Source organism: Vibrio fluvialis (assembly GCF_900460245.1).
GTDB classification, from domain to species: Bacteria; Pseudomonadota; Gammaproteobacteria; order Enterobacterales; family Vibrionaceae; genus Vibrio; species Vibrio fluvialis.
In genome coordinates, this window is the sequence record NZ_UHIP01000001.1 from 106,002 (window position 1) to 119,746 (window position 13,745).

At 50.1% G+C, this 13,745-nt stretch carries 12 protein-coding genes; 8 read left to right on the forward strand and 4 right to left on the reverse strand.

From position 1 onward, the window contains the following. Nucleotides 1–28 precede the first annotated feature (28 nt). The 3 genes from hslU to rraA all read left to right on the forward strand — a co-directional run bounded on the left by hslU (nt 29) and on the right by rraA (nt 2,969). Nucleotides 29–1,360, forward strand: coding sequence for an ATP-dependent protease ATPase subunit HslU (gene hslU, locus DYA43_RS00480; protein WP_020329400.1), 1,332 nt, complete (start codon nt 29–31; stop codon nt 1,358–1,360). Nucleotides 1,361–1,448: 88 nt separating this feature from the next. Then, entirely contained in the window at nt 1,449–2,366 is a 918-nt protein-coding gene (locus tag DYA43_RS00485) for a 1,4-dihydroxy-2-naphthoate polyprenyltransferase (protein ID WP_020329401.1), read from the forward strand. Nucleotides 2,367–2,441: 75 nt separating this feature from the next. After that, nucleotides 2,442–2,969: a ribonuclease E activity regulator RraA gene (gene rraA, locus DYA43_RS00490; protein ID WP_020329402.1), complete on the forward strand. Its 528-nt coding sequence runs from the start codon at nt 2,442–2,444 to the stop codon at nt 2,967–2,969. Nucleotides 2,970–3,029: 60 nt separating this feature from the next. Here rraA and DYA43_RS00495 read toward each other — a convergent pair whose 3' ends face one another. Together DYA43_RS00495 and tpiA are read right to left on the reverse strand one after the other, a co-directional pair. Further along, nucleotides 3,030–4,391 (reverse strand): MATE family efflux transporter, encoded by a 1,362-nt coding sequence (locus DYA43_RS00495; RefSeq protein WP_061057144.1) that lies wholly within the window; start codon nt 4,389–4,391, stop codon nt 3,030–3,032. Nucleotides 4,392–4,564: 173 nt separating this feature from the next. After that, nucleotides 4,565–5,335: a triose-phosphate isomerase gene (tpiA, locus tag DYA43_RS00500; protein ID WP_020429329.1), complete on the reverse strand. Its 771-nt coding sequence runs from the start codon at nt 5,333–5,335 to the stop codon at nt 4,565–4,567. 232 nt (nt 5,336–5,567) lie between these two features. On the opposite strand from tpiA, the gene DYA43_RS00505 reads away from it, so the two are divergent. Both DYA43_RS00505 and DYA43_RS00510 read left to right on the forward strand, forming a co-directional pair. Further along, entirely contained in the window at nt 5,568–5,915 is a 348-nt protein-coding gene (locus DYA43_RS00505; RefSeq protein WP_020329405.1) for a 5-carboxymethyl-2-hydroxymuconate Delta-isomerase, read from the forward strand. A gap of 34 nt (nt 5,916–5,949) precedes the next feature. Further along, entirely contained in the window at nt 5,950–6,375 is a 426-nt protein-coding gene (locus DYA43_RS00510; protein WP_061057145.1) for a DUF805 domain-containing protein, read from the forward strand. 45 nt (nt 6,376–6,420) lie between these two features. Here the strand turns inward: DYA43_RS00510 and DYA43_RS00515 are convergent, their stop codons facing one another. Together DYA43_RS00515 and DYA43_RS00520 are read right to left on the reverse strand one after the other, a co-directional pair. Continuing rightward, nucleotides 6,421–6,771 (reverse strand): DUF3135 domain-containing protein, encoded by a 351-nt coding sequence (locus DYA43_RS00515; protein ID WP_020329407.1) that lies wholly within the window; start codon nt 6,769–6,771, stop codon nt 6,421–6,423. A 113-nt stretch (nt 6,772–6,884) separates the two neighbouring features. Next, nucleotides 6,885–7,502, reverse strand: coding sequence for a helix-turn-helix transcriptional regulator (locus DYA43_RS00520; RefSeq protein ID WP_055451891.1), 618 nt, complete (start codon nt 7,500–7,502; stop codon nt 6,885–6,887). A gap of 251 nt (nt 7,503–7,753) precedes the next feature. Here DYA43_RS00520 and DYA43_RS00525 point away from each other — a divergent pair, with 251 nt between their 5' ends. The 3 genes from DYA43_RS00525 (at nt 7,754) to ltrA (ending at nt 12,414) form a co-directional block, all read left to right on the forward strand. Next, nucleotides 7,754–8,044: a co-chaperone GroES gene (locus DYA43_RS00525; protein ID WP_020329410.1), complete on the forward strand. Its 291-nt coding sequence runs from the start codon at nt 7,754–7,756 to the stop codon at nt 8,042–8,044. 50 nt (nt 8,045–8,094) lie between these two features. Beyond that, nucleotides 8,095–9,732, forward strand: coding sequence for a chaperonin GroEL (gene groL, locus DYA43_RS00530; protein WP_020329411.1), 1,638 nt, complete (start codon nt 8,095–8,097; stop codon nt 9,730–9,732). A gap of 1,023 nt (nt 9,733–10,755) precedes the next feature. Further along, a complete protein-coding gene (gene ltrA / locus DYA43_RS00535) occupies nt 10,756–12,414 on the forward strand; it encodes a group II intron reverse transcriptase/maturase (protein WP_061057251.1) in 1,659 nt (552 codons plus the stop codon). Nucleotides 12,415–13,745 lie beyond the last annotated feature (1,331 nt).

A 13,745-nucleotide genomic window follows, 5' to 3' on the forward strand; every position in this document is an offset into this window, starting at 1 on the left:
TTTGCCACCGAATTTGAAGGAAACCATTATGTCTGAAATGACTCCTCGTGAAATTGTCCATGAACTGAATCGTCACATCATCGGTCAGGACAAAGCAAAACGCGCGGTTGCAATTGCTCTGCGTAACCGCTGGCGCCGTATGCAGCTTGAAGAGAGCCTGCGTGTGGAAGTTACGCCAAAGAACATTCTGATGATCGGCCCAACGGGTGTGGGTAAAACCGAAATTGCCCGCCGTCTGGCGAAACTGGCCAATGCGCCGTTCATCAAAGTTGAAGCCACCAAGTTCACCGAAGTGGGCTATGTGGGCAAAGAGGTGGAAACCATCATTCGCGATTTGACCGACGTCGCTGTGAAGATGACCCACCAACAAGCAATGGAAAAAGTGAAGTTCCGCGCTGAAGAGCAAGCGGAAGAACGCATTCTTGATGCTTTGCTGCCACCGGCACGTGATGCCTGGGGCCAAGCGGAACAGAACGATGAATCCTCCAACACGCGTCAGGTATTTCGTAAGAAACTGCGTGAAGGCAAGTTGGATGACAAAGAGATCGAAGTGAACGTGGCAGTGCCGCAGATGGGCGTGGAAATCATGGCGCCTCCTGGTATGGAAGAAATGACCAACCAGCTGCAGGGCTTGTTCCAGAATCTGGGTGGTGACACCAAGAAAAAACGTAAACTGAAAATCAAAGATGCGTTCAAAGCGCTGACGGAAGAAGAAGCGGCGAAGCTGGTTAATCAGGAAGAGCTGAAAGAGCAGGCGATTTACAACGTTGAAAACAACGGCATCGTGTTTATCGATGAGATTGACAAGATCTGTAAGCGCGGTGAAGTGTCTGGCCCTGATGTCTCTCGTGAAGGCGTACAACGCGACTTACTGCCCCTGATTGAAGGCAGCACAGTATCCACCAAGCACGGCATGGTTCGTACCGACCATATTCTGTTTATTGCGTCGGGTGCATTCCAGGTGGCGCGACCTTCGGACCTGATCCCAGAACTGCAAGGCCGTCTGCCAATCCGCGTTGAACTGGAAGCGCTATCAAGCGATGACTTCAAACGTATTCTGACTGAGCCAAAAGCTTCGCTGACCGAACAGTACATGGCACTGATGAAGACGGAAGACGTTGACATCTCCTTCACGGAAGATGGCATCAAACAGATTGCTGAAGCCGCATGGCAGGTGAATGAAACCACCGAAAATATCGGTGCCCGCCGCCTGCATACGGTAATGGAGCGTCTGATGGATGAAATCTCGTTTGACGCCACCGAGAAAGCCGGTGCAAGTCTGACGATTGATTCGGCTTATGTGCGCTCCAAACTCGGAGAGCTGGTCGAAGACGAAGATCTCAGCCGCTTTATTCTGTAATTTCTGAGCCCACCTTGATCTGGTGGGCTTTTTCATATTACGCACTTGGGCGTATACTGAAGCCAATGTTGATCAATTGTTCGTTCTCATGAATAACTCATTACGTATCTGGTTTGATGCCGCACGTCCTAAGACGTTGCCTCTGGCACTGGTTTCCATTTTTACCGGCAGCGCGCTGGCGTTTTCGTCCGGACACTTTTCACTGCCGATTGCGTTGCTGGCCCTGCTGACCGCCACCTTATTGCAAATTCTGTCCAATCTGGCCAATGATTACGGCGATGCAGTAAAAGGCACCGATAACGAAAAACGTCTCGGCCCCATGCGCGCCATTCAGTCGGGCGAAGTGTCGCTGGCCGACATGAAGCGGGCGATAGTCATCAATATCGCTCTGACGATTATCGCCGGGCTGGCGTTAGTGTTCTACGCGCTGGATAGTCTGGAAAGCATTCTGGCCTTCATTGGCTTAGGCGTGCTGGCGATGATGGCGGCGATTGCGTACACCGTAGGCAACAAACCCTACGGTTACGTGGGCCTTGGTGATTTGTCGGTGTTCCTGTTCTTTGGCCTGCTGGGCGTGTCTGGCACTTACTTCCTGCACACTGGCCACATCGAGTGGAGCCTGTTTCTGCCGTCGCTGGGTTGCGGTTTGATGGCGGTGGCGGTGCTCAACGTCAACAACATGCGCGATATCGAAAACGACGCCGAGTGCGGCAAGCGTACCGTACCTGTGCGTTTGGGGCAGCAGCGTGCGAAAACCTACCACTTTCTGCTGCTGACAGGCGCTGTGCTGGCGTTTGCCAGTTACCTGCTGATGCAAGGCAAGCCGCTGTGGATCAGCCTACCGTTTCTGCTGAGCCTCATTATGGTGACCAAGCATGGCCGCGCGGTGTGGGTCTCTGAGAAACCAGCGCAGATTGCTCCGATGTTGCCAGTGATCGTCAAGTGTTCACTCGTCACTAACCTTTTGTTTGTTGGAGTGGTTATAGCTCAAACTCTGACGAGTTAATTTGCACTCTGTCATTGCATTGACTTACTGACCCGATATACTCGTTGAAAGACTGTTCGTAAAGAGACTAAGGCTATGGAATATAACACCTCTGCGTTATGTGATATCTATCTCGACCAAGTGGATGTGGTAGAACCCATGTTTAGCAATTTCGGTGGCTGCGCGTCATTTGCCGGCCAGGTCACGACCATCAAGTGTTTTGAAGATAACGGCCTCATTCGTGAGACGCTCGAGCAAGATGGCCTAGGGCGTGTACTGCTGATCGACGGTGGCGGTTCACTACGCCGTGCTCTGCTTGATGCTGAACTGGCGGCCATAGCCGAAGAGAACGAATGGGAAGGCATTGTCGTGTACGGCTGCGTGCGTGAAGTCGATGAGCTGGAAGACATGAGCATCGGCATTCAGGCGTTGGCATCGATTCCGGTTGGCGCTCCATCACAAGGTATCGGTGAAGTGGATATACCGGTTAACTTTGGTGGCGTGACGTTCCTGCCGGAAGATTACCTCTACGCCGACAATACCGGTATCATCCTGTCGCAGGAGCCGCTCAATACGGCTGACCTAGACAGCGAAGAAGATGAAGTGGAAGACGAACTTCTCTGAATCAGATTGAAAAAAGCCAGCATTGAGCTGGCTTTTTTGTTGCTATCACTTTGGTCTGAGTTAGTGTTGACCGGGCAGTGCCATGCCTTCGCGCAGATAGCGGCGGCGCAGTAATAACGCATACAGATAGCCCGACAACCCGCCGAGGACGTTGCCGAGCGCAATCCCGATGAACAGTCCTTCAATGCCGTACAGAGTCGACCCGAGCCATGCAGATGGCAGAGTGAACAGAAACAGGCGCATGAAGCTCCATTGGAAAGCTTTGAGCGGTAAATGAAGCGCGTTGAGCGCCGACACCAGCATCATCACCACACCCTGAAAACCATAACTGAACGGCACCACCAGCAGGTAATGCCACAGCAGATCGCGCACCGCTTGCTCCTGCGAAAACAGCGCGGCCAGCGGAATACTCAGCGGTACCATCATGATGAAAACCAACAACTGAAAAATCAACGAGAAGCGCAGGCTTAAAAACAGGCCGGAAAAGCTGCGGGTCGGATTTTGTGCGCCGAAGTTCTGCGCCATAAACGGCGTCAGGGCGGAAGTCAGCGACATCAGCACCAGGATCAGAATCGATTCAATGCGCTGCGCCGCACCGTATGCGGCCACTGCGGCGGTACCGTGGCTGGAAAGCATCATCATCAGTAGTGCTCCGGAAATCGGACTCATCGCCGTAGACAGCGCTGCAGGCGTGCCAATCTTGAGGATCTGCTGCCAGTCGTGGCGCAGAGAGGCAAAATGTGGCGGTGCCAGTAGACGATCGCGTTTGACTAATACGTAGAGTGAGCCAATCAAGGCGCCCAGCCAGGAAAAGGCGCTGGCAATGGCAGCGCCCTGAATACCGAGCTCCGGAAACGGACCATAGCCAAAAATCAGCAACGGATCGAGACAGCCGTTAATCGCGCCCGCCAGCATCATCATCTTAGCCGGAGTTTTGGTATCGCCAGTGGCACGAATCGCGCTGTTGCCCGCCATCGGAATAACCAGCAGCGGAATAGTGAGATACCAGACCTGCATGTACTGCTCAATCAGCGGAATCAGTTCGGCTTTGGCGCCGAGCAGCAAAAATAGCGGTTCGATGGTGAAAAAGCCCAGCGTACAGGCGATGGCGACTAAGGTGACCGCCAGCAGTAACCCGTGAGTAGAAAAGCGCGCGGCATTAGAGGTATCGCCCTGACCCAGCAGACGACCGATACTGGTCGACAGCCCCACGCCTATGCCCATGGTGATGCAGTTGACGCCGAAGGTCACCGGAAAGGTGTAACTGATGGCGGCCAGTGCATCGGTGCCCAATAGCGAGATGAAAAAGGTGTCGACCAAGTTAAACATCAAGATCGCGACCATGCCGAAAATCATTGGGATCGTCATCTGGCGCAGTACATTGGGAATAGGGGCGGAGAGCAGGCCGTGTTTGTCGTGCATATACCCTTCTTACATCACGCGGCAACGTGCGTCACTCAGGTAAGCAGGCAGCCAGTTACAGGGAAGAAGTCGCTAGGATACTCGATCTTGCCTGCGGGCACTAGCCGAGCCAAGTTCACGGAGCCTCAACAAAAAAAGGCCGGCGATGCCGACCTTTTTTCTTCAATAAGCGATTACGCTTTTGCTTTTGCTGCTGCTTTCGCGATCGCTGCAAAGCTTTTCGCATCCAGAGACGCGCCGCCAACCAGGGCACCGTCGATGTCTGGTTGTGAGAAGTAAGCTTCTGCGTTTTCTGGTTTAACAGAACCGCCGTATTGGATGATAACTTGTGCTGCAACGGCTTCGTCTTTTGCTGCGATCAGAGCGCGAATAGAGGCGTGGATGCGTTGCGCATCTTCAGCAGTTGCTGCTTTACCAGTACCGATTGCCCAGATTGGTTCGTAAGCGATGATTGCGCCGTTCAGAGCTTCAACGCCGTATGCGTCGATCACTGCGTTGATTTGACGTGCACATACTGCTTCCGTTTCGCCCGCTTCGTTTTGTGCTTCAGTTTCACCGATACAGAAAACTGGAGTCAGACCGTTTTCTTTCAGGAATGCGAATTTCTGCGCAACAAACTCGTCTGATTCGTTGTGGTAATCACGACGCTCAGAGTGACCGATGATGATGTGAGACGCACCGAAATCTTTCAGCATGGCTGGAGACATGTCACCAGTGTACGCACCGCTGTTGTGCAGGTCAGTGTTCTGTGCACCCAGGATCATTTTGTTGCCGCCTTCTGCAATCAGACGCTCAGCCAGATCCAGGTACAGTGCTGGTGGAGCTACTGCCACGTCAACACCCGTTACACCTTCAAGTTCCGCATTCAGACCAGTCAGCAACTCAGTAACCATTGCTTTGCTGCCATTCAGTTTCCAGTTCCCCATCACTACAGGACGACGCATAGGAATATCTCCAATTTAAATGAATAAAAAAAACGTGACTGCGAAAGAATATAACAGATAAAACTACGCAGATCATGACTCCGGTCATGACTTTCTGGGATCTTGTTTGATGAGGCGCAAGGCCGGGAAGTGATCTGCTATACAGAATAGAGGCCATTCGCTCGGATTTTGTGCTGCGTCTTGTTATTACTGTCAGTTCAGTATGGGGAAAATAACAAACAAGGAAGTAGATATGCCTAATTTGGTGCTTGAGTATTCCAACTCTGTGGATGAGCGCGTCAATGTGCAGGGGCTGTTGGAAGATTTGCATCAGGTGGTGATGGAGTGCGGTTTGTTCGATATTCCATCCATCAAATCCCGTGCGTTACGTTGCCACCACTGGTTGGTGGGGGATGAAGCGGACAGCGTGGATTTTATTCATATCAGTTTTGAGATGCTGGACGGGCGCACCTCCGAGCAAAAACGCGAGCTGTCACGCCAGTTGATGGACGTCTTGGTTGCACAAGCCAGTCATGTCCGCAGTCTGACGGTGAATATTCGTGACATGGACCGGGCATGTTTTCAGAAGGTCACGAACTGACAGCGAGTTGATTCCGTTTTAACAGGAAACACGTATGTCTTATCAAACACTGTTATTTTCATTTCAGGGACGCATCGGACGCCAGACTTACTGGATCTGGAATGTCTGCTATTACCTGGCCATTGTCAGCGTGATTGTACTGCTCAACCGCTGGTTGCCGGGACTCGCGCCGTATGTATTGCCGATGTTTATGCTGCTGATTCTGGTACCGGATTTGGCGGTGACGGCCAAGCGCTGGCATGACCGGGATAAGTCGAGTTGGTGGCTGCTGCTCAATGTACCGTTGGTGATAGGCCGAATGACAGTGCCAATGGGAGAGGCCAGTATGACGACCACGCCCAATTTACTCGATACCGGTATCTCACTCGCGGCTCTGTTGTGTGGTAGTTGGATACTGATTGAATGTGGCTTTCTGGCCGGAAGCGACGGCGATAACCGTTTTGGTAAAGCGCCGGAATAAGGCGATTCAAATGATGAAAAAAGGAGGCATTCGCCTCCTTTTTATTTAGCGCCACGAATCCGATTTCGGGCGGAAGGGAATCACATCCGCGCTCGGTTTCTCCTCAATGATCTCACCATCAAGTGCGTCGCGAAATTTGGCCATTTGCAGACTGAGTTCTCGCATCAGGGTGACGTTCGCGTGGTCTGGATTCTTGCATTGGCTCAGAATCAGGTCGATATGACTTTGCTGCGCCCACAATCGATTCTGCATGCCATCGGATGCGGAAAGGATCATCTCCTGGCACATATCGCGTTTAAAACGGCTGAATGCTTCAGGATCCTGCTGCGCCAGCTCTACCAGTTCATCAAAGGATGGCAGGGTCTGGTTCGCTACGTTTGATTGAGGGGGGGACATAGTTCACTCCTCTGCAAGGTCGTACGTTGATTAAATTATCAACACTTCAAGCATAAGTGAGGAAATGTCCTAAAGGTGGAACGAATATCGTTGTTCTCAAAAATGAGACAAGGTCAGGCAGCAGCGATAAGGTAGGTGCAGCGGCGCTGGCCTTCGATGATGTGTTCGCTGCGCTCAATACGGTACTCTTCGCCCAACAGACGCTGGAAGATGTTGAGTTCCGACTGGCACAGATTCGGGCAGCGTTTAGCGGCTTTACAAATCGGGCAGTGGTTTTCGATCAGCAGATAACCGTGCTCGGTTTGCTCCAGCTCAGCCATGTAGCCTTCCTGTTCACGCAGTTCAACCAGCGTTGCCAGTTTACTGTGCAGATCGGTGCACTCCGCCAGCACGTTCTGGTATTGCGCCAGAGTTTGCGCTTCGCGTTCGGCCGCCACTTTGGCCAAGCCCTCTTTGCCAAAGATATGCTCCACCGCTTCAATCACCTGAATGGTGAGTTCGCCATGGCGGTCTGTAAACTGATCATGACCTTTACGTGTCAGAGACCAATGACGAGTCGGACGGCCAACTTTGACTTTCACATCGTGAAACGCCAGCACGCCGTCGTCTTCCAAAGCCTGCAGGTGCTGACGCGCACCCATGGTCGTCATACCCAGGTCATCGGCGAGCTGTTTGGCGGTCACGGCACCTTCACGTTTGATGGTGTGTAAAATCCGGTCGATCGTCTTCATCATATCCCTCTTTATTCTCTGACTATTATGGATATTCAGGTTAATAAAGCAAATTATTTACTATACGCGCTGGCGTAAAGCGGCAGAAACCTCATCAATTGGAAGACTTCGCCACGGATTCGTTAATTTCATCACACTTTTTTCGCGCTTCCCCCTTGGGATATGGCGTTTGATACCCCACATAACATTCACAAGCTGGTCAATCAGCGTTTTATTAACCAAACGGAAAATTTAATCAGGAGAGACGACCGATGAATATTCGTCCATTACATGACCGAGTTATCGTTGAACGCCAAGAAGTTGAATCAAAATCTGCTGGTGGAATTGTTCTCACTGGTTCTGCGGCAGAAAAATCAACACGCGGTAAAGTACTTGCAGTCGGCAAAGGCCGCATTCTGGAAAACGGTACAGTTCTGCCTCTGGACGTGAAAGTTGGCGATTCTGTGATTTTTGCTGAAAGCTACGGCACGAAATCAGAGAAAATCGACGGTAAAGAAGTACTGATTCTGTCTGAAAACGACATCCTGGCAATCGTTGAGTAATTGCTCCCAAGCAAACTAACTAAAACCGAATTCTAGAGAGGAAATACAAAATGGCTGCTAAAGACGTAAAATTTGGTAATGACGCTCGAGTAAAAATGCTGGAAGGTGTAAACGTTCTGGCTGATGCAGTAAAAGTTACCTTGGGCCCTAAAGGCCGTAACGTAGTACTGGATAAATCTTTTGGTGCACCAACCATCACCAAAGATGGTGTATCTGTTGCGCGCGAAATTGAACTGGAAGACAAATTCCAGAACATGGGCGCACAAATGGTGAAAGAAGTGGCTTCTCAAGCCAACGACGCAGCGGGTGACGGTACGACAACTGCAACCGTACTGGCTCAGGCTATCGTTAACGAAGGTCTGAAAGCTGTTGCTGCCGGCATGAACCCAATGGACCTGAAGCGCGGTATCGATAAAGCCGTGATTGCAGCGGTTGAAGAGCTGAAAGCGCTGTCTGTGCCATGTGAAGACACCAAAGCGATCGCACAGGTAGGTACTATCTCTGCAAACTCGGATTTAAGCGTTGGCAACATCATCGCAGAAGCGATGGAAAAAGTGGGCCGCGACGGCGTTATCACTGTTGAAGAAGGTCAGGCTCTGCAAGACGAGCTGGACGTGGTAGAAGGTATGCAGTTTGACCGCGGTTACCTGTCTCCTTACTTCATCAACAACCAGGAAGCAGGCAGCGTGGATCTGGAAAGCCCGTTCATCCTGCTGGTTGACAAAAAAGTATCGAACATTCGCGAACTGCTGCCAGTACTGGAAGGCGTCGCGAAGGCCTCTCGTCCACTGCTGATCGTCGCAGAAGACGTGGAAGGTGAAGCGCTGGCAACGTTGGTTGTGAACAACATGCGTGGCATCGTGAAAGTTGCGGCAGTGAAAGCGCCTGGCTTTGGCGATCGTCGTAAAGCGATGCTGCAAGATATCGCGATTCTGACTGGCGGTACGGTGATTTCTGAAGAGATCGGTCTGGAACTGGAAAAAGCAGTGCTGGAAGATCTGGGTCAAGCGAAACGCGTGACCATCACCAAAGAAAACACCACGATTATCGACGGTGCAGGTGATGAAGTAGCGATCCAGGGCCGTGTTGCTCAGATTCGTCAACAAATCGAAGATGCAACTTCAGACTACGACAAAGAGAAACTGCAAGAGCGTGTAGCGAAACTGGCTGGCGGCGTTGCAGTAATTAAAGTGGGCGCAGCGACTGAAGTTGAAATGAAAGAGAAGAAAGACCGCGTTGAAGACGCTCTGCACGCAACTCGCGCAGCAGTGGAAGAAGGCGTGGTTGCAGGCGGCGGTGTTGCACTGATTCGCGCAGCATCAAAACTGACTGAACTGACTGGCGACAACGAAGAGCAAAACGTGGGTATTCGCGTTGCTCTGCGTGCGATGGAAGCACCAATTCGTCAAATCGCGAAAAACGCAGGTGACGAAGATTCAGTGGTTGCTAACAACGTGAAAGCTGGCGAAGGTAACTACGGTTACAACGCGGCAACTGGCGTGTACGGCGACATGATCGCAATGGGTATTCTGGATCCAACCAAAGTGACTCGTAGCGCACTGCAATTCGCAGCGTCTGTGGCTGGCCTGATGATCACTACCGAAGCGATGGTGACTGATCTGCCGAAGAAAGATGGCCCATCAATGCCTGATATGGGCGGTATGGGTGGCATGGGCGGCATGATGTAGCGCGACGAGAGTCGCGGAGGTCGCTAACCTCGCGGGCTACGGCCGAAGTAATTACTAACTTATATTAGTGGTTATTTCCCACACTCGCAAACTTAGTAGTCGAAATCCGTTGGTCGGATTGCACAATCCGATCAACGGCATTCCTTTACGGGAATGTTCGCCTGATCGCACCTGTGCGATTAGCTTAAAATTGGCGCATTCGCTGCCGTTCAAAAAGTCATATCTAGGAAAGCCATATTGTGCTACTGGCAAAAAGCGGCGGTTCGCCTGCCGATCAAACGCCAATCCGAAAATATTGCTGTTAAGCATGATCAACGCGATTCATTACTGTAGCGTCCTTCGGGCGTAAGTCATTGTAATTATTGTCTCGGTATTCAAGTTTACATTGATGCAAGTGAGACCTGTTATACGACTAACAGTAGCCTAGGGGTAGTGCATAACTGGTAACGGTTTTGTGCGAAGCTCCCTGACAATGTACCTCTGCGAAAGCAACTCGAAACCCGTGAGGGCAATGAGTAATCCATAAACAATATGTGGGTTGAGGGCTAGGCTAAGCAGCATGGTTAACGTAAGTGAACTGTTGATAAACACCGTCAGCCGCAATGAGCGAAAGATTGTTGATACGCTCTGACCAAAAGGTTCGAGGTCGGTTGTTCCTTTTACATCTGGGAACACGTCGTCATGAGACCTCCGGTGGACAGACAGAACCTAAACTGCTTGTGTAATTACAATGGAACTCGGTAAGCCCAATTATTTGCCTAAATACAATTCTGATTTAGGCAGGTCGACCGTAAGGAAAACTGATGAATAAGTGGGTAAAGGAGGTTGGAAAAAGCGAATGCAAAGCTGTAATGGCTTTGATAAGGATTCAAACTTTGTCCTAACCAGAAATGGTGCAGACTTCCAACTGGTCTTTAATCGTGTGAAAACATGTAAAGTCATCTAATAAATTAGCCCAACGGGGATTAGCTATCCCCGTAGGGGTAATAGCTTTTCTCCATGAGGGCTATGGAGGAAAGCAAGATGAGTACAGCAACAACGCATAAGTTACCTGCGTCCTCCCACTTAATGGAGCACTGGCACAGTATCGACTGGCCGCTAATGCACCAGACAGTGAGAAGACTACAGGTCAGGATCGCGAAGGCAACGAAAAAGTCTGACTGGCGACAGGTTAAAAGACTGCAACGCATGTTAACCCGATCGTTTGCTGCCAAGGTGATCGCCATTCGGCGAGTCACCGAAAACAGGGGGAAAAACACCGCTGGGGTTGATGGGGAAACCTGGAATACACCTGCAAAGAAATGGGAGGCAATAGAACAGCTAAAGCGAACGGGCTATAAGCCCAAACCGCTCAGGCGAGTCTATATTCCCAAAGCCAATGGTAAGAAGAGACCGCTGGGGATACCAACCATGCGTGATAGGGCAATGCAAGCACTGTACTTGTTAGCTCTTGAGCCCATATCGGAAACCACGGCGGATCGGAACAGCTATGGCTTTCGTCCGAACCGCTCTTGTGCTGATGCCATCGAACAATGCTTCGTGAATCTCAGCCGCAAGGCGAGTGCCCGTTGGGTACTGGAGGGCGATATCAAAGGGTGTTTTGACTTTATCAGCCATGACTGGCTTATCGGCAATATCCCTATGGATAAGACGATACTCAAGAAATGGCTGAAAGCCGGATTCATGGAATCTGGAAAATTTAACTCGACGGAGGCGGGCACGCCACAAGGTGGGATTATCTCTCCGGTGCTTGCCAACATGGTATTAGATGGTTTGGAAACGGTGCTTGAATCTCACTTCGGGAAGAAGAACACCAAAGCCAGCTATAAAACCAAGGTCAACTATGTACGGTATGCGGATGATTTTATCATCACTGGTATCTCGAAAGAGTTATTGGAAGAGGATGTTCTACCAATAGTGAAAGCCTTTATGGCTGAACGAGGGCTGGAACTTTCTGATGAGAAAACACTAATTACCCATGTGGATGAGGGGTTTGATTTTCTGGGGCAGAATTTACGTAAGTACGACGGCAAGATGCTAATTAAGCCATCGAACAAAAACGTAAAGACATTTCTGCGTAACATTCGGGATTATCTCAATCGCCATAAAACGGTGCCAGCATCAGCGGTGATCGCCAAGCTGAATCCGATGATACGGGGGTGGTGCAATTACCACCGTTGGGTCTGCGCGAGCGAGACATTCAAGTATGTCGACTATCGGATCTGGAAAATGTTATGGCAGTGGTGTCGTCGGATACACAGCAACCGTCGCAAACGCTGGATTAAAGAGAAATACTTTAAAACAGTGGGGGACAGAAATTGGGTATTCAGTGCACCAAAACCAAAAGGGGAAGATGGACACTACCGTTTGCTCAGCGCAGCGAGAGTGAAAATCGACAAGCATGTAAAGATTAGAGCAATGGCTAATTGCTACCTACCGGAAGACGAACAATATTTTGAGCGTCTGAAGATGCAAAGGCTCAAGAAGTCTTTGTCGGGTAACATGAAGTTATGGAAGATTGTTGAGAGACAAGATTACCAATGTGCGGTTTGCCACCAGCAATTTAATTCGGAAGATGAGTGGGATATTCACCATATTGTCAGACGAGTTGACGGTGGTACGGACAATAGCTCTAATTTGGTGATGTTGCATGTCAATTGTCATAGGCAGGTACACTCATAGAAGGAAAGTAAAGGAGGGCGCCTCTGCCCCCTCATTACCGACTTACAGGAGTACCATTAGTGAAAGTTTCAAAAAGAGGATAACGAGAACTGGGTCTATTTCGATCTTAAACTCTATCTTCATACAAAGCTCCTTAGGTTGGGGTTAAAGTAAGGGTTAGATTTACGGAAAGCCGTAAAAGAACCCGCGATACGATGTTAAACGAGGTATCGTTTAGCAAACGCTCATGGCTAAGAATCAGATATGGCCTGAGACCGCCACTTTCTCCAACAAAAGGACTAAATGATCGAAACTGCATTAAGGCTATGCAATAAATTGCTTTTGGTCAACTTTGTCGTTACTGGCCGATACGTGTATATCGGTTTATAAAGGCTTGAGCCGTATGCGGGGAAACTCGCACGTACGGTTCTTAGGGGGCGGTGGCGCAGTAATGCGCCGCTGCTACCCGACGCGCGACGAGAGTCGCGGAGGTCGCTAACCTCGCGGGCTACGGCCGAAGTGATTACTAACTTATATTAGTGATTATTTCCCACACTCGCAAACTTAGTAGTCGAAATCCGTTGGTCGGATTGCACAATCCGATCAACGGCATTCCTTTACGGGAATGTTCGCCTGATCGCACCCGTGCGATTAGCTTAAAATTGGCGCATTCGCTGCCGTTCAAAAAGTCATATCTAGGAAAGCCATATTGTGCTACTGGCAAAAAGCGGCGGTTCGCCTGCCGATCAAACGCCAATCCGAAAATATTGCTGTTAAGCATGATCAACGCGATTCATTACTGTAGCGTCCTTCGGGCGTAAGTCATTGTAACTATTGTCTCGGTATTCAAGTTTACACGGATGCAAGTGAGACCTGTTATACGACTAACAGTAGCCTAGGGGTAGTGCATAACTGGTAACGGTTTTGTGCGAAGCTCCCTGACAATGTACCTCTGCGAAAGCAACTCGAAACCCGTGAGGGCAATGAGCAATCCATAAACAATATGTGGGTTGAGGGCTAGGCTAAGCAGCATGGTTAACGTAAGTGAACTGTTGATAAACACCGTCAGCCGCAATGAGCGAAAGATTGTTGATACGCTCTGACCAAAAGGTTCGAGGTCGGTTGTTCCTTTTACATCTGGGAACACGTCGTCATGAGACCTCCGGTGGATAGACAGAACCTAAACTGCTTGTGTAATTACAATGAAACTCGGTAAGCCCAACTATTTGCCTAAATACAATTTTGATTTAGGCAGGTCGACCGTAAGGAAGACTGATGAATAAGTGGGTAAAGGAGGTTGGAAAAAGCGAATGCAAAGCTGTAATGGCTTTGATAAGGATTCAAACTTTGTC